Origin of the sequence: Brevundimonas sp., from assembly GCF_035627055.1 — a bacterium.
In the GTDB taxonomy this organism is placed as follows: domain Bacteria; phylum Pseudomonadota; class Alphaproteobacteria; order Caulobacterales; family Caulobacteraceae; genus Brevundimonas.
This window is the reverse complement of the sequence record NZ_DASPMM010000018.1, coordinates 1-25,900: the sequence shown is the minus strand read 5'-3', so window position 1 is coordinate 25,900 and position 25,900 is coordinate 1. Positions and strand designations below refer to the sequence as shown.

General features: G+C 71.6%; 29 protein-coding genes, 1 tRNA gene and 1 pseudogene. 12 read left to right on the top strand and 19 right to left on the bottom strand.

Going from position 1 to position 25,900, the window contains the following annotated elements:
- Positions 1-2: 2 nt before the first annotated feature.
- Genes hisC through VEA98_RS08340 form a run of 3 tightly spaced genes read right to left on the bottom strand, consistent with a single transcriptional unit; the run spans position 3 to position 2,823 of the window.
- Entirely contained in the window at positions 3-1,091 is a 1,089-nt protein-coding gene (gene hisC, locus VEA98_RS08350; protein ID WP_324812890.1) for a histidinol-phosphate transaminase, read from the bottom strand.
- A 14-nt stretch (positions 1,092-1,105) separates the two neighbouring features.
- Positions 1,106-1,789, bottom strand: coding sequence for a hypothetical protein (locus VEA98_RS08345; RefSeq protein ID WP_324812887.1), 684 nt, complete (start codon positions 1,787-1,789; stop codon positions 1,106-1,108).
- Complete coding sequence (locus VEA98_RS08340) at positions 1,789-2,823, bottom strand: DUF2125 domain-containing protein (RefSeq protein ID WP_324812884.1); 1,035 nt, start codon at positions 2,821-2,823, stop codon at positions 1,789-1,791. Before VEA98_RS08340 ends, VEA98_RS08345 begins: the two co-directional genes overlap by 1 nt.
- Positions 2,824-2,945: 122 nt before the next feature.
- On the opposite strand from VEA98_RS08340, the gene VEA98_RS08335 reads away from it, so the two are divergent.
- A complete protein-coding gene (locus VEA98_RS08335; protein ID WP_324812880.1) occupies positions 2,946-3,380 on the top strand; it encodes a VOC family protein in 435 nt (144 codons plus the stop codon).
- A gap of 4 nt (positions 3,381-3,384) precedes the next feature.
- On the opposite strand, the gene VEA98_RS08330 is transcribed toward VEA98_RS08335, so the two are convergent.
- Complete coding sequence (locus VEA98_RS08330) at positions 3,385-6,243, bottom strand: ATP-dependent DNA helicase (RefSeq protein WP_324812877.1); 2,859 nt, start codon at positions 6,241-6,243, stop codon at positions 3,385-3,387.
- A gap of 106 nt (positions 6,244-6,349) precedes the next feature.
- On the opposite strand from VEA98_RS08330, the gene VEA98_RS08325 reads away from it, so the two are divergent.
- The 3 genes from VEA98_RS08325 to VEA98_RS08315 are packed head-to-tail and all read left to right on the top strand — an operon-like array spanning position 6,350 to position 7,178.
- Positions 6,350-6,601 carry a type II toxin-antitoxin system Phd/YefM family antitoxin gene (locus VEA98_RS08325; RefSeq protein ID WP_324812874.1) on the top strand — a complete coding sequence of 84 codons (252 nt, stop codon included), beginning with the start codon at positions 6,350-6,352 and terminating at the stop codon, positions 6,599-6,601.
- Positions 6,601-7,023 (top strand): type II toxin-antitoxin system VapC family toxin, encoded by a 423-nt coding sequence (locus tag VEA98_RS08320; RefSeq protein WP_324812871.1) that lies wholly within the window; start codon positions 6,601-6,603, stop codon positions 7,021-7,023. The genes VEA98_RS08325 and VEA98_RS08320 overlap by 1 nt, the downstream gene beginning before the upstream one ends.
- Entirely contained in the window at positions 7,020-7,178 is a 159-nt protein-coding gene (locus VEA98_RS08315; RefSeq protein WP_324812869.1) for a hypothetical protein, read from the top strand. Before VEA98_RS08320 ends, VEA98_RS08315 begins: the two co-directional genes overlap by 4 nt.
- Positions 7,179-7,190: 12 nt before the next feature.
- Here the strand turns inward: VEA98_RS08315 and VEA98_RS08310 are convergent, their stop codons facing one another.
- A complete protein-coding gene (locus tag VEA98_RS08310; protein ID WP_324812865.1) occupies positions 7,191-7,997 on the bottom strand; it encodes an MBL fold metallo-hydrolase in 807 nt (268 codons plus the stop codon).
- 188 nt (positions 7,998-8,185) lie between these two features.
- Between VEA98_RS08310 and VEA98_RS08305 the strand changes: the two genes are divergently transcribed.
- Together VEA98_RS08305 and pdeM are read left to right on the top strand one after the other, a co-directional pair.
- The gene (locus tag VEA98_RS08305) at positions 8,186-10,753 is read left to right on the top strand and encodes a ligase-associated DNA damage response DEXH box helicase (RefSeq protein ID WP_414642169.1); all 2,568 of its coding nucleotides are present in this window, start codon (positions 8,186-8,188) and stop codon (positions 10,751-10,753) included.
- Positions 10,750-11,481 carry a ligase-associated DNA damage response endonuclease PdeM gene (gene pdeM, locus VEA98_RS08300; protein WP_324812860.1) on the top strand — a complete coding sequence of 244 codons (732 nt, stop codon included), beginning with the start codon at positions 10,750-10,752 and terminating at the stop codon, positions 11,479-11,481. The genes VEA98_RS08305 and pdeM overlap by 4 nt, the downstream gene beginning before the upstream one ends.
- 8 nt (positions 11,482-11,489) lie before the next feature.
- Here pdeM and VEA98_RS08295 read toward each other — a convergent pair whose 3' ends face one another.
- Genes VEA98_RS08295 through VEA98_RS08275 form a run of 5 tightly spaced genes read right to left on the bottom strand, consistent with a single transcriptional unit; the run spans position 11,490 to position 15,047 of the window.
- Entirely contained in the window at positions 11,490-12,017 is a 528-nt protein-coding gene (locus VEA98_RS08295) for a hypothetical protein (RefSeq protein WP_324812858.1), read from the bottom strand.
- 51 nt (positions 12,018-12,068) lie between these two features.
- Positions 12,069-12,821, bottom strand: a complete 753-nt coding sequence (locus tag VEA98_RS08290; RefSeq protein WP_324812855.1) for a lysophospholipid acyltransferase family protein — start codon at positions 12,819-12,821, stop codon at positions 12,069-12,071.
- A 1-nt stretch (position 12,822) separates the two neighbouring features.
- Positions 12,823-13,449 (bottom strand): YdcF family protein, encoded by a 627-nt coding sequence (locus VEA98_RS08285; RefSeq protein WP_324812852.1) that lies wholly within the window; start codon positions 13,447-13,449, stop codon positions 12,823-12,825.
- A 9-nt stretch (positions 13,450-13,458) separates the two neighbouring features.
- The gene (locus VEA98_RS08280) at positions 13,459-14,337 is read right to left on the bottom strand and encodes an ABC transporter permease (protein ID WP_324812849.1); all 879 of its coding nucleotides are present in this window, start codon (positions 14,335-14,337) and stop codon (positions 13,459-13,461) included.
- On the bottom strand, positions 14,337-15,047 hold the full coding sequence (locus tag VEA98_RS08275; RefSeq protein ID WP_324812846.1) for a cell division ATP-binding protein FtsE: 711 nt from the start codon (positions 15,045-15,047) through the stop codon (positions 14,337-14,339). The genes VEA98_RS08280 and VEA98_RS08275 overlap by 1 nt, the downstream gene beginning before the upstream one ends.
- 69 nt (positions 15,048-15,116) lie before the next feature.
- Here VEA98_RS08275 and VEA98_RS08270 point away from each other — a divergent pair, with 69 nt between their 5' ends.
- Together VEA98_RS08270 and VEA98_RS08265 are read left to right on the top strand one after the other, a co-directional pair.
- Positions 15,117-16,046 (top strand): MJ0042-type zinc finger domain-containing protein, encoded by a 930-nt coding sequence (locus VEA98_RS08270; protein ID WP_324812844.1) that lies wholly within the window; start codon positions 15,117-15,119, stop codon positions 16,044-16,046.
- On the top strand, positions 16,039-16,569 hold the full coding sequence (locus VEA98_RS08265; RefSeq protein ID WP_324812843.1) for a phosphoribosyltransferase: 531 nt from the start codon (positions 16,039-16,041) through the stop codon (positions 16,567-16,569). Before VEA98_RS08270 ends, VEA98_RS08265 begins: the two co-directional genes overlap by 8 nt.
- A 398-nt stretch (positions 16,570-16,967) precedes the next feature.
- On the opposite strand, the gene lysA is transcribed toward VEA98_RS08265, so the two are convergent.
- From lysA to argH, 3 genes are read right to left on the bottom strand one after another with little or no spacing between them, the layout of a single operon-like run.
- Positions 16,968-18,245 carry a diaminopimelate decarboxylase gene (gene lysA, locus VEA98_RS08260; RefSeq protein ID WP_324812841.1) on the bottom strand — a complete coding sequence of 426 codons (1,278 nt, stop codon included), beginning with the start codon at positions 18,243-18,245 and terminating at the stop codon, positions 16,968-16,970.
- Positions 18,246-18,249: 4 nt separating this feature from the next.
- The gene (locus VEA98_RS08255; protein WP_324812839.1) at positions 18,250-18,486 is read right to left on the bottom strand and encodes a hypothetical protein; all 237 of its coding nucleotides are present in this window, start codon (positions 18,484-18,486) and stop codon (positions 18,250-18,252) included.
- A gap of 5 nt (positions 18,487-18,491) precedes the next feature.
- Complete coding sequence (gene argH / locus VEA98_RS08250; RefSeq protein WP_324812837.1) at positions 18,492-19,859, bottom strand: argininosuccinate lyase; 1,368 nt, start codon at positions 19,857-19,859, stop codon at positions 18,492-18,494.
- Positions 19,860-19,920: 61 nt separating this feature from the next.
- On the opposite strand from argH, the gene VEA98_RS08245 reads away from it, so the two are divergent.
- Positions 19,921-20,559, top strand: a complete 639-nt coding sequence (locus VEA98_RS08245; RefSeq protein ID WP_324812836.1) for a TlpA disulfide reductase family protein — start codon at positions 19,921-19,923, stop codon at positions 20,557-20,559.
- Here the strand turns inward: VEA98_RS08245 and VEA98_RS08240 are convergent.
- Positions 20,556-20,831, bottom strand: coding sequence for a hypothetical protein (locus tag VEA98_RS08240; RefSeq protein ID WP_324812834.1), 276 nt, complete (start codon positions 20,829-20,831; stop codon positions 20,556-20,558). The genes VEA98_RS08245 and VEA98_RS08240 overlap by 4 nt on opposite strands.
- A gap of 63 nt (positions 20,832-20,894) precedes the next feature.
- Positions 20,895-20,971: transfer RNA gene (locus tag VEA98_RS08235), tRNA-Met, on the bottom strand.
- Between the two features lie 183 nt (positions 20,972-21,154).
- Between VEA98_RS08235 and VEA98_RS08230 the strand changes: the two genes are divergently transcribed.
- Positions 21,155-22,384, top strand: coding sequence for a PQQ-dependent sugar dehydrogenase (locus VEA98_RS08230; RefSeq protein ID WP_324812832.1), 1,230 nt, complete (start codon positions 21,155-21,157; stop codon positions 22,382-22,384).
- Here VEA98_RS08230 and VEA98_RS08225 read toward each other — a convergent pair.
- Genes VEA98_RS08225 through argB form a run of 4 tightly spaced genes read right to left on the bottom strand, consistent with a single transcriptional unit; the run spans position 22,381 to position 25,239 of the window.
- A complete protein-coding gene (locus VEA98_RS08225; protein ID WP_324812830.1) occupies positions 22,381-22,752 on the bottom strand; it encodes a hypothetical protein in 372 nt (123 codons plus the stop codon). The genes VEA98_RS08230 and VEA98_RS08225 overlap by 4 nt on opposite strands.
- 2 nt (positions 22,753-22,754) lie before the next feature.
- Positions 22,755-23,612: a 2,3,4,5-tetrahydropyridine-2,6-dicarboxylate N-succinyltransferase gene (gene dapD, locus VEA98_RS08220; RefSeq protein ID WP_324812828.1), complete on the bottom strand. Its 858-nt coding sequence runs from the start codon at positions 23,610-23,612 to the stop codon at positions 22,755-22,757.
- Positions 23,609-24,304, bottom strand: coding sequence for a pyrimidine 5'-nucleotidase (locus VEA98_RS08215; protein WP_324812826.1), 696 nt, complete (start codon positions 24,302-24,304; stop codon positions 23,609-23,611). The genes dapD and VEA98_RS08215 overlap by 4 nt, the downstream gene beginning before the upstream one ends.
- Positions 24,301-25,239 (bottom strand): acetylglutamate kinase, encoded by a 939-nt coding sequence (gene argB / locus VEA98_RS08210; RefSeq protein ID WP_324812823.1) that lies wholly within the window; start codon positions 25,237-25,239, stop codon positions 24,301-24,303. The genes VEA98_RS08215 and argB overlap by 4 nt, the downstream gene beginning before the upstream one ends.
- A gap of 75 nt (positions 25,240-25,314) precedes the next feature.
- Here argB and VEA98_RS08205 point away from each other — a divergent pair, with 75 nt between their 5' ends.
- Both VEA98_RS08205 and VEA98_RS08200 read left to right on the top strand, forming a co-directional pair.
- The gene (locus VEA98_RS08205) at positions 25,315-25,500 is read left to right on the top strand and encodes a hypothetical protein (protein ID WP_324812821.1); all 186 of its coding nucleotides are present in this window, start codon (positions 25,315-25,317) and stop codon (positions 25,498-25,500) included.
- 205 nt (positions 25,501-25,705) lie between these two features.
- A pseudogene (locus VEA98_RS08200) lies at positions 25,706-25,900 on the top strand (cell envelope biogenesis protein OmpA); the annotation flags it as partial.

Genomic DNA, 25,900 nt, shown 5'->3' with positions numbered 1-25,900 from the left:
GCTCAGGTCGCGGCGAACTCGCTCAGGGCGTCCAGCACCGCGCGGTTCTGGTCCTCGGTGCCGATGGTGATGCGCAGGCATTCCGGCAGGCCGTAGCCGCCGACCGGCCGCACGATCACGCCCTTCGAGTTCAGATAGTCGTTGGCGCCCTGCGCCTGCTCCGCGTCGCGGAACCGCACCAGCACGAAATTGCCGGCGCTGGGCAGGACCTCGAAGCCGAAGCCGCGGATGGCCTGGGTCAGGCGCGGCCGCCAGGTGTGGATCAGCTCCCGCGAGGCCTGCTGGTGCGCCTCGTCGCCCAGCGCCGCCACCGCCGCCTCGATGGCCGGCACGGAGACGTTGAACGGCAGGCGGATGCGGTCGACCGCCTCGGCCACCTTCAACGGCGCATAGCCGAAGCCGATGCGCAGCCCGCCCAGGCCGTGGATCTTCGAGAAGGTGCGGGTGACCACGATGTTCTGGCTGTCGCGCGCGAGCCCCAGGCTGGTCTCCCAGTCCGGCTCCGCGACATATTCGGCGTAGGCCTCGTCGATCACCAGCAGGATGTCCGGGCGCAGCCCCTCGTGCAGCCGGCGGATTTCCTCGCCGGTGTTGTAGCTGCCGGTCGGGTTCGACGGGCTCGACACATAGACGATCCGGGTGCGCTCATCGACCTGCTCCAGCAGCGCCTCCGGCGTCGCCTTGAACTGCGGCTCCGGGGCCAGCCTGACCTCGGCCTGGTTGGCCCGGGCCGAGATGCGGTAGGCGAGGAAGCCGTACTGGCCGGTGACGATGTTGTCGCCCGGGGTCAGATAGGTCTGGTTCAGCAGGGCGAAGACCTCGTCCGAGCCGTTGCCGAAGATCAGCCGCTCCGGCTCCAGCCCGTGGTGGTCGGCCACCGCCTGGCGCAGCTTGCTCGCCCGCCCGTCCGGGTAAATGTGGATGTTGCGCACCGCCGCCTCGAACGCCTCGCGCGCTTTCGGACCGGCGCCCAGCATGTTCTCGTTCGACGACAGCTTCATCGGCTCGGCCACGCCCTCGATGCGCGACTTGCCGCCGACGTAGGGCGCGATATCGAGGATGCCGGGCTTGGGCGCGGGGGCGTCGGTCATGGATATCCTCGAGATCAGAATACGGGCGCGGCGCCGATGACGCCCTTCAGCGAGCCGGGGGCGTCGTCCAGCCGCCCGTCCCGGGCCTGCACATAGCCCGCCAGGGCGAACAGCTTCAACCCGCCCGCCTCGATCAGCGGACTCGCCGCCAGCCCGGCCGCGCCCAGGGCCGCGACGATCTTCCCCGGCGCCAGCGCCGCGTCGGTGACCCAGAAGGTCCGGTCGTCCCCGGTCGGCCCGGACGTCGCGCGCTCGACCAGCAGGGCCCGCGGCTGGCCGGCGCCGTGGTCGGGCAGGGCGGCCGTCACCCGCAGCTCCGGCTCGGCCAGCAGCCGTCCCCACCAGGCGGAGGCCGCGGTCAGGTCCATCAGCGCCCGCGCCCCCTCCCGCGCCGCCGCCAGCCCGGCCTCCGGCTTCGCCGCCATCCGGGCCACCAGCCCGTACCGGTCCGCGGCCAGCACCTGGCTGGCGGGGCCCCAGACGATCAGCGGCGCGCCCTGGGCCACGTCGATCCGCCCCAGCACCGAACGGACCGCGGCGGTCTCGGCCGGCGACAGGCCCTTCAGCAGCGCCCGCAGGGCGATCGCCTCCGCATCCGGCGTGGCGCGGCGTCCGCCCGCCATCCGGGTCCTGACGGCCTTGATCAGCGCCCGGTCCTGCGCCAGCCGGGCCGGGTCCTCGGGGGGCTCGACCAGCATCAGAACAGCTTCGGCGCCGGCGCCAGGGCGAAGGGCCCCAGCCAGGTGCGGCCGTCGCTGAAGCGCAGCACCAGATCCATCGGCCGGTCGCCCTGGGCCCGCGCGGCGGCGGCGGCCCCGGCGGCGGCGACCCGGTTGACCGCCCCCGAGCGCGAGCCCGCCAGCCCGGCCATGGCCTCGCCCGGCCGCTCGGCGGTCAGGGCGAGCCGGCCCTCCAGCCGGCCGTCCTCGCGCGCCGACAGGGCCTCGCTGGAGAGGCGCGCGCTGCTCTCGCCCGCCCTCAGCCGTCCGCGCACGGCGGTGAACCGTCCGCCCGCGGCGCTCCAGTTGGAGAACACCCCCGCGCTGTCGACGCCGCGCAGCCGGCTGGCCTGCTCGATGGTCGCCTCGATCTCCACGCTCAGATGGCCGGACCGGGCCGCCCCCTCGACCGGACCGCCGGGCCGCCCGCGCGCCTCGATCAGGGCGAACAGCACGTCCAGCTCGTCGGTCGCGGCGACGCCATCCGTCAGGTGCGGCCGCATCTCGAACTGGACATGCTCGGCCGAGGCGATCGGGAAGGGCTCGGCCCCCTCGCGCGGGGTGAAGGTCGGCCGGATCAGCTCGGCCCTCAGGTCGGGAAACCGGTCGCGCAGCCGGTTGACGCTCATCCGCGCCCCATCGCCGCCGATGTCGATCCGGCCCTTGCCGGCGCGGGTCAGGGTCAGGCCGTCGGCGGCGATCACCACCCAGTGGCCCGGGTTCCAGGCATTGGCCTCGGCGACCAGCTCCGGCGCCGACACCCCGTGTCCGGACGGCGCGATGATCTCCGCCTGCGGGAAGGCGACCCGGGTGCGGAAAGGCCAGCCCCCGACGGACACTGGCTGATGGGCGATGCGCCAGCCGTCGTCCCGCAGGACCTGCTCCTGCGCCGCGATCCGGGTCTCGACCTGATCCGCCAGGTAGAACCACCATCCGGTCCACAGCGCCAGCGCAAGGCCAACGATCAGGAACGGGATCAGGAGGCCGCGTCGGGAGTGGCGGGGAGAGGTCATCGAGGCTCCGGAGAGTTGGCCTGAGGCTGTGAAGCGGCGAAGGCCGGCCGCGTCAAGCCGATCGCCCGCCCGGAACGCCTGCGCAACCGGTTCGTTCGAGTCCTGCGCACGGGAGAGCCCGCATGGAAGCCCAACGCCTGCACCGCGGCCGCCTGATCGACCACATCCAGCTGGTGGTCCGCGACCTTCAGGCCAGCCGCACGTTCTACACCGCCCTGTTCGAGGTGCTCCAACTCCCCCTCGGCGGCGAGGGCGACGACTATTTCTGGATCGACGAGCTGTTCATTTCCACCGCCGACAGCGAGGCGGCGGTGGGCAAGCTGACCGGCCGCCATCACCTCGCCTTCCAGGCTCGCGACCGCGCCACGGTCGACGCTTGGCACAAGGCGGGTCTGCGGGCCGGCGGCGTCGACAACGGCGCCCCGGGCGAACGGCCCTACCACCCCGGCTACTACGCCGCCTTCATGCTCGATCCCGACGGCAACAACGTCGAGGCGGTCTATCACGGCGAGGGCCGCAGGAGCGCCGACAGCGTCGAGATCACCTTCGAGGCCTGACGCCTCAGCCCAGAAACTCGCGCACCAGTTCCACGGCCTCGGCCAGCCCCATCCGCTGCACCTCGGTCCCCGGCGGCAGGCTGGCGAACAGCCGGGTCGGCGCCGCCGCATCCAGCATCACGAACACCCCCTTGTCGTCGGCCCGCCGGATCAGCCGCCCGAACGCCTGCGCCATCCGCGCCCGCGCCAGCGCGTCGTCGAAATTGCGGCCGCCCGCGCCCTCGCCGCCGAACCGCGCCCGCCGCGCCTTGTGCAGCAGGTCCGGCCGCGGCCACGGCACGCGGTCGAAGGCCAGGATGCGCAAGCTCCGTCCCGGCACGTCGACGCCGTCGCGCACCGCATCGGTGCCCAGCAGACAAGAGTCCTGCTCGGCCCGGAACACATCGACCAGCGCCCCGACCTCCAGCGGATCGACGTGCTGGGCGTAGAGCGGAATTCCCGCCTTCGCCAAATCAGGGCCCAGCCGCTCATAGACCGCCTTCAGCCGCCGGATGGCCGTGAACAGCCCCAGCCCGCCGCCGCCCGCCGCCAGGAACAGCTCGCGCATCGCCGCCGCCGTCTGGCGCGCATCGTCCTTGACCAGATCGTTGACCACGATGACCCGCGCATTGGCCGCATAGTCGAACGGGCTCTCGACCTTCAGCGTCCGCGCCGGCTCGATCAGCCGCGCCGAGCCGGTCCTCAGCCGGGCCATGTCGAACGGGTCGTCGCTGTTCGGATCGGACAGGGTCGCGCTGGTCACCAGCACGCCGTGCGCCGGCATGATCACCGCCGCCTCCAGCGGCACCGTCGGATCGATCCAGTGGCGCCGCAGCGCCACGTCCATGATCCGCCCGAACGCCGCCTCGGCCGACAGCCAGTCGACGAAGTCCGGGTCCGGCTCGTCCGACGAAACCTCCAGCGCCGCCAGCATCGATCGCCAGCCGGGCAGGGTCATCCGCGCCCGCCGGTCCAGCCCGCGCAGCGCCCCCTCGATCCGCGACCGCTGCGACCCGTCCAGCTCCGCCGCCTCGTCGTCGAGGATGTCCTCCAGATGCCGCGCCAGCGCCAGCAGCGGCGCCTCGACCGCGGCCAGCGCCTGGGCCGCCTCCCGCGCCGTCTCCAGCACCGGATCGGTCACCGGCCTGAGGGCGCACTCCATGCCGAACTCGACGCCCGACCCGGAGGCGTTCTCCGATGTCCGCGCCCGCAGCTGCTCCAGCCCCGCCAGCAGGAATCGCTCGATCGGCCCCACCGGATTGACCTCGCCCGAGGCCGGTGCGATCCGCCCCGACACCCCTTCGCCCGGCAGCTGGGCCGCCGCCCGCACCGCGTCCTGCAGCGCCTTTGTCGCCGCCTCGTTGTCGGCGCACAGGTCGCCCAGTCGCTGCTCCAGCCCGCGCCCGCGCCGCCCGCGTCCCTCCGGCCCCCGGATCCAGCGCCGCAGCTCCGCCGCCTCCTGTCCCGACAGACAGGCCGAGAAGGCGCTGTCCGCCGCGTCGAACAGATGGTGGCCCTCGTCGAAGACGATCCGCTTCAGCGCCGCCGTCTCGCCGTCCTGCTTCAGCCCGCGCGCCGACCGCGCCCCGTCGAAGGCCGCCTGGGTCATCACCAGCGCATGGTTGGCCACCACCAGATCGGCCCGGCGGCTGGCCCGGATGGTCTTCTCGACGAAACAGGTGCGGTAGTGCGGGCAGGCGGCGTGGACGCATTCGCCGCGCCGGTCCACCAGATTGGCCGCGCTGGCCTGCTGGCTCGACCCCACCGCGAACAGCCCGGGCAGCCAGCCGGGATAGTCGCCGCCGGTCATGTCGCCGTCGCGCGTGTGCATCGCCCAGCGGCTGGCCAGGGCCATGCCGACCAGGTCGCCGTTCCCCAGCTGCGCCGCCTGCACCATGTCCTGCAGGTTCAGCAGGCACAGGTAGTTCTCCCGCCCCTTGCGCACGACCGTCTTGCGTTTGCGCTCGACCGGATCGGGCCACAGCGCCGCGCTCTCGCGGTCGATCTGCCGCTGCAGGGCCCGGGTGTAGGTCGACACCCACGCCGCCCCCGCATTGCGCTCGGCCCATAGCGACGCCGGCGCCAGATAGCCCAGCGTCTTGCCCGTTCCGGTGCCCGCCTCGGCCAGCAGCACCCGCGGCCGCCCCTCCTCGTTGCGCGGCGAAAAGGCGAAGGCGGCCTCGGCGGCGTAGTCGCTCTGCGTCGGCCGCGTCTCGTCCAGCCCGGACGCCTGCAACAGTTTCTCCAGCCGGATGCGCGCGCTCTCGGAATCCACGGGGGCCGACCCCGCCTCGCCCCGCGGCGCCTCTTCCTCCCACTCCGGCAGACGCGACCAAGCGTCCAGTCCGGAGCCGCGATGCTGCCGCTCCCGCACCGGCTGATGCTGCAGCGCCCCCAGCACCCGCCAGCCCCACGCCCAGCCCGCGCGCCCGAGCGTCTCGGCCAGGGTGAAGGCGTCCTCCCGGTGCGGATAGCCCGGGTCCGCCAGTTCCCGCAGCAGCCCGTCCGCCGCCTTGCGCAACGCCTCCGCCTGCGCCTCGGCCCCCTTCGGCTCGCTCTGTCCCATGGCCAGCGCCAGCCCGCTCGGCGACGGCGCGCAGAACCGCGCCGGCCGCACGAAGGCGAACAGCTCCAGCACATCCAGCAGATCGTTCGACCGCGGCGGCGGCGCCAGCCCCAGCCGCCGCGCCGTCAGCGACGCATGCGCGACCAGCACCGGCCCGGTCGTGAACGCCCCCTCGGCCGCCCCCCGCCCGATCTTCCTCGGACCCTCGTCATCGCAGATCGCGCCCGCTCCCGGCGGCACGGCCAGCGCCGCCGGCAGCGCCAGCCACGGCTCGGCCCCGGTCAGGCCTGCGGAGGAGGGGAGGGTGGTGGTGGACACGGGTTGTAGATAGCGGTTCCGGGGCGGAAACGGAACGGGAACATTCCTTGACGCGCGCCGCTGCTGGAGATATAGCCATTACTGATAGCCATAAAGGTCACCGATCATGAGCTGGAGCGTTGCCAAGGCCAGGGACAACCTTTCGGAGGTGATCCGGCGCTCGCGAACCGAGGGACCGCAGGAAATCTCCCTTCACGGCGAAGCGGCGGCGGTGGTTCTGTCGGCCGAGGACTTCCGGCGTCTGAAGGATTCCCGGGCGTCCCGGGATTTCCGCGAGTGGCTTCTCCGGGGGCCGTCGCTTGAAGGTGTCGATCTGGAGCGCGACCGGCGTCCCGCGAGAGAAATCGATCCGTTCTGATGTTTCTGCTGGATACCAATGTGATCAGCGAGCCGAAGCGGTCCCGCCCGGACGCCGGCGTCATGGGCTGGCTGGGCGATCAGCTGCTATCCGACCTGCATCTGAGCGTCCTCACCGTAGGCGAGTTGCGACGTGGGATCGTGCGGCTCGAACCCGGCCGGCGGCGGGATGATCTCGACTTCTGGCTTGCCGATCTGCTGCTGCAATACGGAGACCGCATCCTGCCCGTCGACCTGGAGGTCACCGAACGCTGGGCGGCGCTGGCCGAAGCCAATCGCGCGGCGGGCCGGGCCTCGGAAATGGCCGACGAACTGATCGCCGCTACGGCCCACGTCCATGGGCTGACGGTGGTGACCCGCAATGTCCGGCATTTCGAACCCAGCGGTTGCCGGGTGCTGTCGCCGTGGAGCGCGGCGGCATGAAGCGAACGGGCGGACTGATCGGTCTCGTCATTCTCGGCGTGGTTATGGCCGTCTGGCTCATTGCGCGGAGCGATTTCGTCGCCCGGGATGATTGTCTGGATGCCGGCGGTCGGTGGGCTGACGGCGAATGCGAGGGCGCGCGGCCGGGCGGCTGACACCTTGCGACGTCAGTTCATCGCCCCCGCCCGGATGTTCGCTCTCAGCGCCGGCTCCAGCAGCTTCGGCGGCGGCAGCGTCGCGTCGCGGGCCTGCCGCATGGCCACGAACGCCGCCTCCGTCGCCCCGCCGCCGACATGGACATTCCCCTCCCGCTCCGCCGCCACGGTCGTCTCCCAGCAGAAGTCCCCCCGTCCATCCTTCGGCAGATAGTCGTGACCGACGAACACCCGCGTCTCCGGCGGCAGGCTCAACAGCCGCTGGATCGAGCGGTACAGCGTCGTCGCGTCCCCGCCCGGAAAGTCCGCCCGCGCCGTGCCGAAGTCCGGCATGAACAGGGTGTCGCCGACGAATACCGCGTCGCCGATCCTGTAGCTGACGCAGGCCGGGGTGTGGCCCGGCGTGTGCAGCACCTCCACCTCCAGCTCGCCCAGCCGGAACCGGTCGCCGTCTTCGAACAGCTGATCGAACACCGTGAGCGGCGGCGTCGCCATCCCGAACCGTTCGGCGAACGTCTTCTGGGTCTCGACAATCCGGTCGCCGACGCCGATCGGCGCTCCGGTCAGCTCGCGCAGGTAATTTCCCGCCGACAGGTGATCGGCGTGGGCGTGGGTCTCCAGCAGCCAGACCACCTCCAGCCCCCGCGCCCGCGCCTCGGCCAGCACGGCGTCGGCGGACTCCGTCGTGGCTCGCCCGCTCCCGGCGTCATAGTCCAGCACCGGATCGATGATCGCCGCCGCCCGCGTCGCCGGATCGCTGACCAGATAGGTCACCGTGTTGGTGGCGTCGTCGAAGAAGGCCTGCACGGTCGGGTTCATCGCTCACCTCCGGCCGGGACCATACCGGCCGCGCCGGACGCGGACCAGCACACCTCGGGAGGTGAAACGGAAGGGGAACATGCTATAGGCGCGCTGTGACGCCGCCGCCCGCTCCCGCAACGCTTCCGCCCCTCTTCGCCGACTGGTTCGCCAGCCGGGGCTGGGCTCCGCGCCGTCACCAGCTGGAGATGATCTCGGCCGCCGAGGCCGGTTCCCACGCCCTGCTCGTCGCCCCGACCGGCGGCGGCAAGACCCTGGCCGGCTTCCTGCCCTCGCTTATCGACCTCGCCGAGCGCGGCCCCAGGCCGGAGACCGGCCCCGGCTCCGGCGTCCACACCCTCTACCTGTCGCCGCTCAAGGCCCTGACCACCGACGTCGAGCGCAACCTGATGACCCCGATCCGCGAGATCGGCCTCAACATCCACGTCGAAAGCCGCACCGGCGACACCAAACAGTCCAAACGCCAGCGCCAGCGCGACTTCCCGCCCGACATCCTCCTCACCACCCCCGAACAGCTCGCCCTGTTCTGCGCCTGGGACGGCGCGCGGAGCTATTTCGCCGACCTGAAATGCGTCGTCCTCGACGAGGTCCACGCCATCTGGAGCGGCAAGCGGGGGGACCTGCTCAGCCTCGGTCTGGGCCGGCTGCAGAAATATGCGCCGCAGATGCGCCGCGTGGCCCTGTCGGCCACTGTCGACGACCCGGACATGATCGCGGACTGGCTGAGGCCCGGGATTGTGAGCGCGTCGGACCCCTCCACCCCTTCGGGGTCCCCCTCCCCATTGCATGGGGAGGAGACGGATGTGTCCGGCGTCTCCTCCCTGTCGCGCAGCGATGGGGAGGGGGACCGCGAAGCGGTGGAGGGGTGCCCGGCCTCAAGCCCGGTCACCATCGTCCGCGGCGACCCCGGCGCCCCGCCCGTCGTCGATGTCCTGATCTCCGAAGGCCACGTCCCGTGGGCGGGCCACACCGGCCAGCACGCCATCCCCGAGGTCTACGACGCCCTGCGCCGCTCGGGCATGAGCCTGATCTTCGTCAACACCCGCTGGCAGGCCGAGTTCGTCTTCCAGCAGCTGTGGGCCATCAACGACGACAACCTCGCTATCGGCCTCCATCACGGCTCCCTCGCCGCCGAACAGCGCCGCAAGGTCGAAGCGGCCATGGCGCGGGGCGACCTGCGCGCCGTGGTCTGCACCTCGACGCTCGACCTCGGCATCGACTGGGGCGACGTCGACCTCGTCATCCAGCTCGCCGCCCCCAAGGGCGCCAGCCGCCTCGTGCAGCGCATCGGCCGCGCCAACCACCGGCTCGACGAGCCGTCCCGCGCCCTGATGGTCCCCGCCAGCCGCTTCGAGATGCTGGAGTGCCAGGCCGCCCGCGAGGCGGTGGCCGAGAACGCCTTCGACTGGGAGCCGGTCCACACCGGCACCCTCGACACCCTGGCCCAGCACATCATGGGCGTGGCCTGTTCCGAGCCCTTCACCATGGAGGACCTCTACGCCGAGATCACCGCCTGCGGTCCCTACCGCGGCCTGACGTACGAACAGTTCGAGGAGGTGGTCGATCTGGTCGCCACCGGCGGCTATGCGCTGCGCACCTACGAGCGCTTCGCCCGCATCGTCCGTGACCGCCAGGGCCGCTGGAAGGTGCGCAACGCCCAGACGGCCCAGCGCCACCGCATGAACGTCGGCGCTATCGTCACCGCCGCCACCCTGAATGTCCGCATCGCCTCGCGCCGGGGCCAGCGCCTGATCGGCGGCCGCAAGGTCGGCGAGGCCGAGGAGAGCTATTTCGAGCCGATGGTCCCCGGCGACACCTTCGTCTTCGCCGGCCAGGTCTGGGCCTTCCAGGCCATCGCCGGCATGGACGCCCTGGTCACCCCCGCCCAGCACAGCGATCCGAAGATCCCCTCCTGGGGCGGCTCGAAATTCCCCATGTCGCGCTCGCTGGCCGACCGCGTCCGCGCCATGATCGAGGATCGCGACCACTGGCGCGTCCTGCCCCCCGACGTGCAGGAGTGGCTGGAGCTGCAGGCGGAAAAATCCGCCATCCCGACTGCGGCTGCCATGCTGGTCGAGACCTTCCCGCGCGGCAGCCGCCACTTCCTCGTCGCCTACCCCTTCGCCGGCGGGCTGGCCCACGGGACGCTGTGCATGCTGCTGACCCGCCGGCTCGACCGGCTCGGCGTCGGTCCGCTCGGCTTCGTCTGCACCGACTATTCGCTGGCCATCTGGTCGATCAAGCCGATGGACGGCCTCGACCTCGACGCCCTGTTCGAGCCCGACATGCTGGGCGACGACCTCGAATCCTGGCTGGAGGAGAGCTTCATGATGAAGCGCAGCTTCCGCAATTGCGCCCTGATCTCCGGCTTGATCGAGAAACGCCAGCCGGGCAACGAGAAGACCGGCCGGCAGGTGACCTTCTCGACCGACCTGATCTACGACGTGCTCCGCCGCCATCAGCCCGATCATCTGCTGCTCAAGACCGCGCGCGCCGACGCGGCCGCCGGCCTGCTCGACGTCGCCCGTCTCGGCCAGCTGCTGCAGCGCATCCACGGCCAGATCCGCCACGTCCATCTGGAGCGCCCCTCGCCCTTCTGCGTCCCCGTGCTGGTCCAGATCGGCCGCGAGCGCGTCGGCGGCGGCCAGGCGGCCGAGATGATCCTCGACGCCAGCGCCTACGGATTCGACGAGGCCGACCTGATCGCCGAGGTCATGGGTGACGCGCCCGCCGCCCTCGCCGGAGCGGCCCAATGAACGCCGCCCTGCGTCAGGCCCTGTCCCCCGCCCGCTGCCCCAGCGGCGGCCTGCGCGTCTCCATCGAGGGCGAGCCCTGCGTGCTGCGCTGCTCCGGCGCCCTGTGGGTGCTCGAGCACCGCACCCTGATCGCCGCCGACCTGCACCTCGAGAAGGGCTCCGCCTTCGCCGCCCGCGGCCAGATGCTGCCCCCCTACGACAGCCGCGCCACCCTCGACCGGCTGGAAGCCGAGATCGACGCCCTCCAGCCGGCGACCGTCGTCCTCCTCGGCGACAGCTTCCACGACTCCAAATCCATCGCCCGCATGGCCCCCGACGACGCGGCCCGCCTGCACCGCCTCGCCGCCGGCCGCGACTGGATCTGGCTGGAAGGCAACCACGACATCCGCGCCCTCGCCGGCGCCCTCGACCAGCTCCCCGGCGAGGTCATCGAGACCCTCGCCCTCGGCGCCCTGCGCCTGATCCACGAACCGCAGCCCGGCGATCAGCCCGGCGAGATCGCCGGCCACCTCCACCCCGCCGCCCGCGTCGCCGCCCACGGCCGCGGCGTCCGCCGTCCCGCCTTCGTCACCGACGGCCGCCGCGCGGTGCTCCCCGCCTTCGGCGCCTTCACCGGCGGACTGGATGTGAGAGACCCGGCCATCGCGGGGCTGTTCGCCGAGCCGCCCCTCGCCGCCGCCCTCGGCAGGGACAAGGTGCATGCGCTGGCGTGGGAGACGCTGCGCTAGTCCGTGATCTAGGGCGCGGCTTCGAACGTCACCTCGGTCAGGCGCGGCCGGAATCGCCGCCCGGTCGGCGAGCGGTCGTCCGCCGTTGCGGCGCCGGAGGCGACCCGGCCCGTGACCCGCACCTTGTCGCGGATCGAATGCGCCGCCCCCGCCAAATCCCGGAAGCGCGCGTTCGTCACATCCACCGTCAGTATCTCGCCCGCGGCCGGAAACCCGGGGATGCCCTCGCGGCCGAGGACGGGCAGATCGATCTGGTTCGGCCCCGTCCCGATCTCCGCCGCGAACAGGATCAGGTCGTCGCCCTGTCCCCGCGGCCGGCTGGTCAGGGTGTAGAGCATCGCCGCGCCCCCGCTGCCCTCAGGCCCGTCGTTGATGTGGACGTAGCCGTCGACCGCGACCCGCTGCCCGTTCAGCTCGTCCGAGAACTGCAGCAGGGGCTGGACCTGCGAGGCTTCGATCAGGACCGGCGGCGCCTCGGGCGCTCCGCAGCCGGAAAGCGCCAGGACCACCGCTGCAACCGCCCATCCGATGCGCATGCCGCGCCTCCCTCGCCAGAAGCCGCAGCATGCCTCCGGATGATGAAGCGTTCACGAACGGAGGTCGGCAGCCCCTGAAGCCAGGGCCGGCCGGACCTCCGCCGCCAACAACGCCCCCGACGCCCCCTCGATCCGCGCCTCGAGCGCCCCCATGAACTCCGCCCGCTTCAGCCCCGCCGGCACCGCCGGCAGAAACTCATACACCACCGTCCCCGGATGCCGCCGGAACCCGTGCGCCGGCCAGTGCACGCCGGAATTCGTCGCCATCGGCGTGCACGGACACTCCAGGTCGCGGTACAGCGCCGCGATCCCCGGCTTGTAATCCGGCGCCGCCCCGACCGGCGTTCGCGTGCCCTCCGGGAAGATCAGTATCTGCCGTCCCTCGGCGAACCGCGTCCGCGCCTGTTTGACCATGTCCTTCAGCGCCTTCGAATGCGCCGAGCGGTCGACCGCGATCATCCCGGTCTTCCACGCGAACCAGCCGAAGAAGGGCAGGGGCCGCAGCTCCTTCTTCATGATGAAACAGTTGTCCGGCAGCACCGCGAACGGCGCGATCACGTCCAGCATGCTCTGGTGCTTGCCGGCGATCAGGGCCGAGCCGGTCGGCCGGTGCTCCAGCCCGCGGAACTCCACCTTCACCCCGGCGATCCAGCGCAGGCCGAACAGCACGAAGCGCGACCAGCCGCGGATCACCCCCATCGCATAGCGGTGCGGCAGCAGCAGCGCCGGCGACAGGCCGACCGCGAACAGGGCCATCGACAGATAGAGCCAGGCGACGAACAGCAGCGAACGCAGGGTGGTCACCTCAGGCGGCCTTTTCCGCCGGGGCCGTCCCGGTCGCCGGGCGCACATATTCGCCGCCGCCGACCAGGGCCCGGCCCAGGGCGGCGAGATATTTCATGTATTCCAGCGTCATCCGCCGAGCCGTCACCGCCGCCCGCCACCAGCGCGAATTGTCCAGCGACGGCGTCTCGACCGCATAGGGCGTCAGCGCCAGCTCCGGCGCCGCCGCCCGGATTTCGGTCAGGGCCCGCGGCATGTGGTAATCCGAGGTCACCACGATCAGGCTGTCATAACCCTTGGCGTCGGCCCAGGCGGCGATCTCCTGGGCGTTGCCGACGGTGTCCTCGGCCTCGAAGCCGAGGTCGACGCAGCAGTTGAACAGCTTGTTGGAGCCCGGCGTCAGCGCCCGCAGCTCCTGGCGCCGCACCTCGCGGTTGACGCCCGAGATCAGCACCCGCTTGCCCTTGTCCTGCTCCAGCAGGCGGATGGCGGCGTTGACCCGCTCGGCCGAGGGACCGGTCAGGGCCACGATGGCGTCGGCCCGCGCCGGCTCGGCGGCGGGGGTGAAGCCGCGCACCCGGTCGGCGAAGGCGAACAGGCCGACCAGCCAGATCAGAACAATGATGGCGATGAAGGTGAGAAACTTCATGGCGTTAACTTAACGACCGCCCCGCAATCGCGCCAGCGCGGTCATCCGCGCCGCGCCAAGCGCCACCGTAGCCGCCAGCAGCGGGCATGGCGAGAGCATCAGCACATCGCTCCACGCCAGCGGCATGGCGGGGGTCACCCCCTCCGCGCCCCCGAGGAACCTCAGCCCGGCCGTCAGCGCCATGGCCGCCACGGCCCCCGCCGCGCCCGCGCCCGCCGCCAGAAGGCCGTAGCGCGCCTGATACAGGCCCGCGATGCGGCCGTCGGACGCCCCGTTCAGGCTCAGCGTCTCGATGATGGTCCGCTGCGCCGCCATCCCCGCCTGGGTCGCATAGACGATGGCCGCCCCCGCCCCGCCCGCGGTCAGCAGGAAGGCGGCCACGGCCAGGGCCGTGATCAGCGCCGCCGACCGCTCGACCTCGCCGCGCCACAGGCTGTGGTCGTCCACCGTGGCGTCCACGCCCGCCTCGGCCAGGGCCCGGCTCAGGCTGACCGCGCTGGCCGGGGCCCGCCGGTCCAGACGCACGGTGACCAGATGGGGCAGCGGCAGGTCCGGCAGCACCGCGTCCCCGACCCACGGCCGCAGCAGGGCCTCGGCGGTCCGGCGATCCATGGCCTCGGCCTCCTCGACGCCGTCCACGCCGGCCAGGGTCTGGGCCGCCCGCGCCGCGGCCTCGGCCCCGGTCTCGTTGACGCGCGGCCGCACCTGTACGGTCGCCTCGGCGCGCAGCTGCCGGGCCCAGCCATGCGCCGCCCGGTCGGCCGCCACGGCTCCGACCGCCGACAGGCAGGCGAGGAAGCACAGCACCGCGATCACCGCCGCCAGCCACGGCTCCCCGCCCCCGTCGCGCGGCAGGATCGTCGTCCGTCCGGATGGAAACAGCCGCATCACGCCCCGCCCCCGCTCAGCCGGCCGCCCTCGAGCCGCAGCACGGTCGCCCCGGACTCCGCCGCCAGCGCTTCGTCATGGCTGGCGATCAGCACCGTCGTGCCCAGCCGGTTCAGCGACTGGAACAGCTTCAGCAGCCGCTCGCCCATGGCCGCGTCGACGCTGCCGGTCGGCTCGTCGGCCAGGATCAGCTCCGGCCGGTTGACCACGGCCCGGGCGATGGCCAGCCGCTGCTTCTCCCCGCCCGACAGGGTCGGCGGCCGGTCGTCCATGCGCTCGCCCAGCCCGACCCAGTCCAGCATCTCCTCCACGTCCGCGGCGTAGCTCTCGCGCTTCGCCCCGGCCAGACGCAGCGGCAGGGCGACGTTGTCGAAGGCCGACAGATGGTCCAGCAGCCGGAAATCCTGGAACACCACCCCCATGCGCCGCCGGAAGCCGGGCAGGGCCGAGCGCGGCGCCTGGCCCGCCGCCTCCCCGAACAGCTCCAGCTCGCCCGCCGTCGGCCGCTCGGCCAGGGTCAGAAGCTTCAGCAGCGTCGACTTGCCCGCCCCCGAGGGGCCGGTAAGGAAGTGGAAAGAGCCCGCTGTCAGGATGAGGTTAACGTCCCTCAGCACGTCCGGGCCGTCCGCATAGCCGAAGCCAACGCCCGAAAGGCGGACGGTCTCGGACGCGGAGTCGGTCAAGGCGGCGCGGCGGGGCTGAACGGGCATCGATTTTGGGTCAGGACGCGGCCGTGAAGCCGCGACGGGAGGGGGCGGAACGCCTCTCAGTCAGCGCACATGATACTGACCTGCCCGTCCTGCGCCACCAGCTATTTCACCCCTGACGAGGCGATCGGTCCGTCCGGCCGCACGGTGCGCTGCAAGACCTGCAAACACACCTGGCGCGCCACTTTGGAAGAGCCGCTGGAACTGTCGGTCTCGCCCCCGGGCCTGGAGCCGTCCGCCTTCGCGCGCCGCGACGACTCCGCTGAAGCCGCCGAATCACTGGCCGAGACGCCGGCCCCCGAACTGCCCCGGGCCTTCCGCGCCCGCGCCGAACAGCAGCGCCGCCTGCGCCGGGCCGCCGCCCATGGCGTCGTCTGGGCGGGCATCGCCTCCGGTTTCGCCGCCCTCCTCGGCGCGGCCTGGCTGTTCCGCGTCGAGGTCGTCGAGATGGCCCCCCGCGCAGCCGCGGCCTACGCCGCCGTCGGCCTGACCGTGAATCCGACCGGACTGGAATTCGAGGCCGTGCAGGCCCGCGCGGCGCCCAACGATCCCGGCAAGGTGCTGGTCTCGGGCGCGCTCCGCAACGTCCGCGAGGACGAACGCATCGCCCCGCCGGTCCGCGTCGCCCTGCTGGACAACTCGGGGGCCGAGATCGGCCACGCCGTGGTCCGCATCGACGCCGCCCCGGTCCTGCCTGGCAAGGTGCAGGGTTTCGCCGCCGTCATCGCCGATCCCGGCGGCAAGGGTCAGGGCGTCGGGGTCGCCTTCGTTCTCGATGAGGCGGCGCCGGCCCGGCGTCGCGCCGCGTCCGCCCCCGCGCCGCGCCCTGCGCCTGCGGTCCAGCGCCCCCTGCCCACGGCCGACGTCGGCGGCCTGCGTCCGGCGCTTTCGCCCGGCCCCGCCGCCCCGCTCGACATGCAGCCGATCGATGCCGTGCCCGTCCCTGCGTCCCTGGCTATCGACTCGCAAGGCTCCGAGGCGGTATCCGCCTCGCATGGCTGACACCCCGACACCCACCGTCCTGCTGCCCGAGGCGGAGGTCGCCCGCATCGTCGCCGACCTGGCCCGTCAGATCGCCCCCGTCACCGATGACGAGACCGTGGCGGCGGTGCTTCTCACCGGCGGCCTGTGGTTCGCCGCCGACCTGACCCGCGCCCTGTCGCGCCTGGGCCGCAACCTGCGCTTCGACGCCCTGTGGCTGGCCTCCTACGGCGACGAACAGTCCAGCCGCGGCAAGATCGACGTCTACGCCCCCTTCCAGCGCCCCATCGCCGGCCGCAAGGTCCTGATCGTCGACGACGTCTTCGACACCGGCCTGTCTCTGGCCGAGGCGGTGCGCCTCGCCCGCGAGGCCGGGGCCGCCGAGGTCCTCACCGTCGTCTTCGCCAAGAAGCCCTGGCCGCTGCCCCGCGCCCCCGAACCCGACTTCGTCGGCTGGGACGCCCCCAACCGCTTCCTCGTCGGCTACGGCCTCGACCACGCCGGCGCCCTGCGCGGCCTGCCGGACATCTGCGCGCTGGATTGAGGGGACGGAGCGCCGTCTCCTCCCCGTTCGCTTCGCGAATGGGGAGGGGGACCACCCGAAGGGTGGTGGAGGGGCGAAACCGCACCTCGGTCTGGCGCCCCTCCACCGCTTCGGTCCCTGTCCCCGTCGCCGCGCGACAGGAAGGAGACAAGACGTCATGACGCTGTGCTGGCGATCCGCGGAATTATAGTCGGGTTGCGCGGAAACTCTCCCGCAACATCAAGCCCATCGCCTTTTCTCGAACCGATCTTCCCGCCGCAGAAGGCCGGGGGCGCATAATGCCTCGTTTCGCCGCCCGCGGTCTTTGACACCTGAATCCTGCCGCGCCACGCTACGGACGCTACGGACGCTACGGACGCTACGGACTGTATTTTTGGGTTTTACCCGGGTGAAACCCTTCACCCCAGCCAGCCGGCCCTCGGCTCCCGCGCCCAAAGCTCCTCATAGGATGGCCGCGCCCGCACCACCGCCCAGCGCTCGCCGTCGACCAGCACCTCGGGAACCAGCGGCCGCGAATTGTACTCGCTGGCCAGCACCGCGCCATAGGCGCCGGCGCTCATGAAGGCGACCAGGTCCCCCGCTTGCAGCGGCGGCAGGGCGCGGCCCCGGGCGAACACGTCCGTCGACTCGCAGATCGGCCCGACCAGATCGTAGGCCACGGCGCCTCCCGCCCGCTCCCGAATGGGCGCGACCGCGTGGAAGGCGTCGTACAGCGCCGGCCGCATCAGGTCGTTCATGCCGGCGTCCAGCACCAGGAAGGTCCGCCCGTCGCTGCGGGCGTTGACCTGGATGACCCGGCTCAGCAGCACCCCGGCGTTGGCCGCCAGCAGCCGCCCCGGCTCGAACGCCGCCTCGACCTCCAGCCCGTCCAGCACCCCGGCGGCCATGGCGACATAGTCGGCGATCGATGGCAGGTCGGATTGGCCGTGGTAGGGCACGGCCAGTCCGCCGCCGAGGTCCAGCCGGCTGACCGTCAGGCCCTCGGCCCGCAGCGCCAGCGTCATCTCGCGCAGGGCCCGGAACGCCGCCTCCAGCGGCGTCAGCGTGGTGATCTGGCTGCCGATGTGACAGGCCAGCCCCACCGGCGTCACATGCGGCGAGGCCGCCGCCCGGGCGTACAGCGCGGGCGCCGCCTCGGCCGGCACCCCGAACTTGTCGGTCGCCCCGCCGGTGGTGATCCGGGCATGGCCGCCGGCGCCGATCTTCGGATTGACCCGGATGGCGATCTCCGGCGCCGCGCCCTTCGCCGCGGCGACCGCGATCAGCCGCTCCAGCTCGACCGCGCTCTCGACGTTGATCTGGCGCACCCCGGCCTCGATGGCGAAGGCCAGCTCGGCGTCGGTCTTGCCCACGCCCGAGAAGACGATGCGCTCCGCGGGCATCCCGGCCGTCAGCGCCCGCCGGATTTCGCCCTCCGACACGGTGTCCGCGCCGCAGCCCAGCTTCGCCAGCGTCGCCAGCACCGACAGGTTGGAGTTGGCCTTGACCGCAAAGGCGATCAGGGCCTCCCCCAGCGCCGGCCGATGGGCGTCCACCGCCTCGCGCAGCAGCCGGTAGTGCCGCGTCAGGGTCGCGGTCGAATAGACATAGACCGGCGTGCCCACGGCCTCGGCAATGGCTTCGAGCGGCGTCCCCTCCGCGTGCAGGGCGCCGTCGATCCGATCGAAATGGTGCAAGGCTCTAGCGGGGGCTGGAACCCGAACCGCCGTACGGGTTCGAGCTGGGCCCGCCGTCGATCGGCGCCTGGCTGGGCGGGCGGTAGACGGTCGCCGGCTCCACCGGTCCGGGGCCCCGCTCGTCGGGCAGGGCGCGCTCGGTGCGCTTGGCCGGCGGGGCGTCGAGGTCGGCCATCCGGCCGCATCCCGCGGCGGAGACGGCGATCAGGGCGGCGGCGCCCAGGACAATGAGTTTCTTCATGCCATCTACCCCAGTCGCGCCTTCCACTCGGCGATCCGCGCCCGGACCTGTTCCGGCGCCGTGCCCCCGAAGCTCTGGCGGCTGGCGCAGGAAGCCTCGGGAGTGAGCACCTTGTAAACCGCTTCCGTCACGCCCGCCTCAAGCGATTGCAGTTCCGCCAGCGGCAGTTGCGACAAATCCACGCCCAGCGCCTCGGCCCGCTTCACCGCCGCCCCCGTGACATGGTGCGCCTTGCGGAACGGCAGGTTCAGCTCGCGCACCAGCCAGTCGGCCAGATCGGTCGCCGTCGAGAAGCCCGACCCCGCCGCCGCCGCCATCCGCTCCGTATCCGGCTTCAGCGCCGCCACCATGGCCGTCATCGCCCCCAGCGCCAGCGTCAGGGCGTCAAAGGCCTCGAACACCGGCGGCTTGTCCTCCTGCATGTCCTTCGAATAGGCCAGCGGCAGCCCCTTCATCACCGTCGACAGGGCCACCAGCGAGCCCATGATCCGGCCCGTCTTGGCCCGCACCAATTCGGCGGCGTCGGGATTGCGCTTCTGCGGCATGATCGAAGAGCCGGTGGTCAGGTCGTCCGGCAGGCTGACGAAACCGAACTGCGGCGTCATCCAGACGACGATCTCCTCGGCCAGCCGCGACAGGTGCCCCGCGCAGATCGACGCCGCCGCCAGGCTCTCCAGCGCGAAGTCCCGGTCCGACACCGCATCCAGCGAATTGCCCATCGGCCGGTCGAAGCCCAGTTCCGCCGCCGTCATGTGCCGGTCGATGGGGAAGGGCGACCCCGCCAGCGCCGCCGCGCCCAGCGGGTTCTCGTTCATCCGGCGCCGCGCATCCGCGAACCGCCCCGCGTCCCGCCCGAACATCTCGACATAGGCCATCAGGTGATGCCCGAACGCCACCGGCTGGGCCGGCTGCAGATGGGTGAAGCCGGGCATCAGGTCCCCCGCATGCTCATCCGCTCGCGCCAGCAGCGCCCGCTGCAGCCCCTGCAGCTGCGCTGCCGCCGCGTCGCAGGCGTCCCGCACCCACAGACGGAAGTCGGTCGCCACCTGATCGTTGCGGCTCCGCGCCGTGTGCAGCCGTCCCGACGGCTCGCCGATCAGCTCTGCCAGCCGCGCCTCCACATTCATGTGGATGTCCTCGAACTGGTCGCGGAACGGGAAGGAGCCGTCGCGGATCTCCGCCTCGATCGCCTCCAGCCCGCCGAGGATCGCCTCCGCATCCGCCTGCGACACGATTCCCTGCGCCGCCAGCATCCGGCAGTGGGCCCGCGATCCCGCCAGATCCTGCGCCCACAGCCGCCGGTCGACGCCGATCGAGACGTTGATCGCCTGCATGATGTCGGCCGGCCGCGCCGAGAAGCGCCCGCCCCACATGTCTTGACCTTCCGCGTTCGGAGAAGGCTTAACTGTGGGACCGGGTTGGAAAGGCTGTGTCATGAAGGGCTCGAAGGCGGCGGGGATGGCGATCGCGGGCGCCCTGGTGATCGGCATGATCGTCGGCGCCGGGCTGCTATACGCCAATCGCGACGCCTTCTTCAAAGCCGCCGCGCCCGCGCCGCCCGCCAGGAGCGAACTGGCCCGCTTCGCCAAGGGCTCCCTGACGCGGCTGGAGACCCCGGCGGCCCTCGCCACGGCTCCCGACTACGTCTTCAAGACCCGCGACGGCGCCGACGCCCGCTTCGCCGACTTCCGAGGCAAGGTGGTGGTGGTCAACCTCTGGGCCATGTGGTGCGCGCCCTGCCGCACCGAGATGCCCACCCTGGCCCGCCTCGCCGAAGCCTATGTCGGCACGGACCTGGTCGTGCTCCCGATCAATGTGGACGCCACCGAGGACGGCCTCGCCGATGCGCGCAGCTTCATCGACGTCCATGAGCCCCTGCCGCTCTACAGCGACATGAAGTTCCAGCTGCCGTTCGAACTGCCCGGCGAGGGCAAGATGCCCCAGACCGTGCTGCTGGACCGCCAGGGCCGCATCCGGGCGCACTTCTCCGGCGAGGCCGACTGGGCCAGCCCCGAGGCTCGGGCCCTGATCGACGCCCTGCTCGCCGAACCCGCCGGAACGCCGGCGGCCTAGTTGCCCTTGGTGTCCGCCTTGGTCTCGGCCTCCTGCTCGTCGGCCTCCTGGGCGAGGCGGTCGGTGCCCTCGTCGATCTCCTGAGCCACCTCGCTGGCTCCCGCCTTCACGGCGGTGCCGATCTGGGCGGCTTCTTCCTGGATGGCGGAACCGGTGTCTTCGGCCGCCGCGTTGGTTTCGGTCTGGGTCTTGTCCTGCTCGGCTTCGGTGCAGGCGGCGGCGCCCAGCGCGAGAGCGGCGACGGCGGTGAGTGCGGCGATACGGATGCGCATGGGAAGTCCCCTTCGGCGTTGAACCTTTGCCGTGAACGCGGGGAATGCCGGCGGGTTGCGGAATGGTGGCTGGGGGCGGGCTCGAACCGCCGACCTGTGGGTTATGAATCCACCGCTCTAACCAGCTGAGCTACCCAGCCCCGGGCTCCGGGGTCCGGCGGGAACTGGTCTGTCCGCCGGAAGAGGCGTGCCTATAGAGGGGGGCGCAGGCGGTTTCAAGTCGTCCTGGAGGCCTTCCCGCCCCCGCGGGCTTGCGCTGGGCGCAAGGAACCGCAAGGTCCCCAGCTTCGCTTCCCGATCGACCAGTTCAAAGGGGTTTCCGCATGCGCCTCCTCGTCCTCGCCGTTTCCGTGTCCGCCGTGGCCCTCGCCGCCGCCTGCGGGGCCGATGGCCAGAGCCGGCCCGCCACGGGTCCGGGGGCCCCTGTCGAGACCCGCCCCGCCAACGGCGCCGGCCAGCAGCCGGCCTTCGCGGGCCAGACCCGCGCGCCCGGCGTCCGCACCGAAGCGGCCCTGGAGCATATGGTGGTCGCCTCGGGTCTGGAGGAGCCGTGGGGTCTGGCCCTGCTGCCGGACGGCCGCTGGCTGGTCACGGAACGCCCGGGCCGGATGCGCATCATCACCGGCCAGGGCGGGGTGGGCGAACCGATCGCCGGCCTTCCCGCCGTCGATGCGCGAGGGCAGGGCGGCCTGCTCGATGTCGTGGTCGGCCCGACCTTCTCGACTGACCGCCTGATCTACTGGAGCTACGCCGAACCCCGCGAGGGCGGCAACGCCACCTCCGTCGCGCGCGGTCGCCTGTCGGACGACGGCTCCCGCGTAGAGGTCGTGCAGGTCATCTTCCGGGCCATGCCCGCCTACGACGGCGGCGCCCACTTCGGCTCCTCGCTGGCTTTCGACGGGGCGGGCCATCTGTTCATCACCCTCGGCGACCGCTCCGACGCGCCGATGCGGCCGCAGGCCCAGGACCTCGGCTCGCACATGGGCAAGACCATCCGCATCAACGCCGACGGCTCGGTCCCGTCGGACAATCCCTTCGTCGGCCGTGAGGGCGCCCGCCCGGAAATCTGGTCTCTGGGGCACCGCAATGTGCAGGGCGTCGCCGTCGCCCCCAACGGCGACGTCTGGACCGTCGAGCACGGCACCCGCGGCGGTGACGAGGTCAACCTCGACCGCGCCGGGATCAACTACGGCTGGCCAATCATCGCCTATGGCGTCGAGTACCGCGGCGGCCCGATCAACGAGGGGATCACCGCCCGCGAGGGCCTGGAGCAGCCCGTCTACTACTGGGACCCGGTCATCGCGCCGGGCGGCGTCGCGATCTACGACGGAGCCATGTTCCCCGGCTGGCGCGGCGACCTGCTGGTGGCGGGGCTGAAGGAAAAGCACATCGCCCGGCTGGTCCTGGACGGAAACCGCGTCGTCGGCGAGGAGCGGTTGCTGACCGACCTCGGCGAGCGCGTCCGCGACATCGCCGTGGCCCCGGACGGCGCCGTCTGGGCCATCACCGACGAGAGCAACGGCAAGCTGGTGCGGCTGGCGAAGGCCAGCTAGCGCGCCGTCTGGCCCCGGCGTCGGAGACCGGCAAGCCAGCCGGCTCCGATCATGGCGGCCGCTTGGAGAAACACCGCGAAGCCAACCAGTGCGGGCAAGTCCCAGCTGCCCTTCCAGACCAGCAGGCAATAGGCGGTCAAGGCGGCCAACTGCAGGCCGCCGCTTGTCATCGCCGCCGCCGCCGCTCGCCTCCAGCCGCCCGAGAACAGACCGGTCGCCAGCCCAGTCGGCAGGGCTGACACGCACAGGCCGAGCGCCATCGCCAGGGCGCGCCCGATCGGCTCGGGATTGCCGAAAAAGGTCAGGGCATAGGCCGCCGCGCCTGTGGCAAGAGCGCTCGTGGCGCCGAGGATCACGGCGCGGCCCATCCTCAGTCCCGCAGCAATTCGTTGACGCCGGTCTTGGCCCGCGTCTGGGCGTCGACCCGCTTGACGATCACCGCGCAGTACAGCGACGGGCCGCCGTTCGGGTCGGGCAGGGCGCCCGGCACCACCACCGAATACGCCGGCACCTCGCCGCGGAACACTTCGCCGGTGGCGCGGTCGACGATCTTCGTCGAGCCCGACAGATAGACCCCCATGGCCAGCACCGCGCCCTCGCGGACGATCACCCCCTCGGCCACCTCGGCCCGGGCCCCGATGAAACAGCCGTCCTCGATGATGGTGGGATTGGCCTGCAGCGGCTCCAGTACGCCGCCGATCCCCGCCCCGCCGGACAGGTGCACGTTCCTGCCGATCTGGGCGCAGGAGCCGACCGTCGCCCAGGCGTCGACCATCGAGCCTTCGTCGACATAGGCCCCGATGTTCACGAACGACGGCATCAGCACGACGTTGCGGCCGATGAAGGCGCCCCGCCGCACGATCGCGCCGGGCACGGAGCGGAAGCCGGCGTCCTCGTAGTGGTTGGCGGTCCAGTCGCCGAACTTGTTCGGAACCTTGTCCCACCAGGGCCCCACGCCGGGGGCGTGGCTCGCTGCGCCGCGGTCGCCGCCCCGGACCAGGGCGTTGTCGTTCAGCCGGAAGGACAGCAGCACCGCCTTCTTCAGCCACTGGTGCGTGGTCCAGACCCCGTCGGCGTCGCGCGAGGCGACCCGCGCCTCGCCCGCATCCAGCAGGCCGACGGCCTGTTCGACCGCCTTGCGGACCTCGCCGTGGGTCGAGACCGAGATGTTGGCCCGATCCTCCCATGCCGCCTCGATCACGGCTTCCAGATCGGCGCGATCGGTCATGTGGGGTCTCCCGGCAGAAGGGCGGTGGCGAGGAAGGGGCCGAGCGCGGCCGCCCGGTGGTCGACGAACGGGGCCTCGGCGTCGAAGGCGTGTGGGCCGACGAGGATGGTGGTCATGCCCAGTTGCTTGGCGTGGTCCAGATTGCGCACGGTGTCCTCGAAGAAGGCGGCCGTCGCCGGATCGAGGCCGAACCTGTCCAGCATGCGGGCGAAGGTGTCGGGATGCGGCTTGGGCGTCAGGTCTGCATGCTCGATGGCGAACAGGCCGTCGAACAGGTCGGCGATCCCCAGCTGCTCCAGCACGCGCTCGCCGTGCCGGGTCGAGCCGTTGGTGAAGACGTATCGGGGCCCATTCAGACGCTCCAACCCGGCCCTGAGGCCCTCGTCCGCATGCAGGTCGTCCAGCGGCACGTCATGCACATCGGCCAGGAACTCTTCCGGATCGATGGTGTAGTCCTTCATCAGCCCGCCCAGCGCCGCGCCGTGATCCATCAGATAACGTTTCTGCAGCGCCCGCGCCTCGTCCAGCGGCAGGCCGGTGGTGCGCACCATGAAGTGGCCGATCCGCTCGCTGACCCGCTTCAGGATCTGCCGCTCGGGCGGATAGAGGGTGTCGTCCAGGTCGAAGATCCAGCTGCGCACATGGCGCAGATCGGCGCCGATCTCGGTCGGCTGCACCGGTTCGGCGGTCATCCTTCGGCCTTCACCAGCGTGCCCGCGCCGTGTTCGGTGAATAGCTCCACCAGCATGGCGTGAGGTCTCCGGCCGTCGAGGATGACCACGGCCTCGACGCCGTCCCGCACCGCCGCGATGGCGGTCTGCAGTTTGGGAATCATGCCGCCGGTGGCGACGCCGTCGTCGATCAGCCTCGACGCCTCGCCGACAGTCATCTGGCGGATGATCTCGCCGTCTGGCCCCCTGACCCCGGCCACGTCGGTCAGCAGCAGCATGCGCTTGGCGCTCAGCGACCCGGCCAGCGCTCCCGCCACGGTGTCGGCGTTGACATTGAAGGTCTGGCCGTCCTCGGCCACCCCGATCGGGGCGATGACCGGCACCCAGTCGGCGTCGGATTCGAGCAGCCGGGTGACCAGCTTGGGATCGACCCGGGTCGGTTCGCCAACGAAGCCGAGATCGACCTCGTGCTCGATCATGCTGTCGGGATCGCGCTTGGTCCGGCGGGTCTTCTCGACCGTCAGGAGGCCGGCGTCCTTGCCGGACAGGCCGATGCCGCGGACGTCCGCCTTGCGCCCGGCCATGGTGATCCAGTGGGCGATCTCCTTGTTGACCGCGCCGGACAGGACCATCTCGGCCACCTGCATGGTGTCGGCGTCGGTGACCCGCAGCCCGTCGACAAAGCTGGACTTGACCCCGGCCTTTTCAAGCATGGCGCTGATCTGCGGCCCGCCGCCGTGAACCACCACGGGGTTCACCCCCATCAGCTTCAGCAGCACCACGTCGGCGGCGAACTGCTTCGCCACCGCGCTCTCGCCCATGGCGTGGCCGCCGTACTTGATGACGACGGTCTTGCGATCGTAGATCTGGATGTACGGCAGGGCTTCGGCCAGCGTCTTCGCCGTGTCCCAGCCCTGCGCATCCGCGGCGCGATCTCCGGTTTGTGTCTCGTCCATTACCAGCGGGTCCGTAATGCCAAGCCAGCGTCGTGTCATCATGAAACCGGACCTTCGTCCGGCCGTTCCGTCCGGATGAACGAGCACGAAATCGACGACCGGGATCTGACCCCTTCCGATCCGGTCGATCCCGCCTCGCAGCAGCACCCGGATCCGACGCTCTGTCCCGAATGCCTGGGCGCCGGAGCCCTGACCTCCGGCGAGATCTGCCCGGTCTGCGAGGGGAAGGGCAAGGCGACCAACCGCACCGGCGGCGGATGACCGCCATTCTCGTCGTGACGGCCGCCTCGCAGCGGTTCGCCTGGGAGCCCGCTGCTGAGCGGCCGCTGTAGCGGAATGGCCACGCTTGCTCCTGTTCGGGGGTTCTTCATCTCGACCTGAGCCAGCGGGGCTGTTATGAGGGTGCAAGCGGCGGCTCGTGCGCCGCCTTGAGAAAATTCACCTGGGCTGCGGAGGGCATCCACCCATGCGCGTTAAAACACTCATTCTGGCGACCAGCGCCGTCGGGGCTCTGGCCCTGTCGGCCGGCGCTGCGTCTGCCGATCCGAACGGCTGGTACGGCGCGATTGACGCCGGCTGGCATACGACGGAAGTCGAAACCAACCGTTCGATCGTCGACGAGATCGAGGTCGACGATGACTGGGCCGGGTTCGCCCGTCTC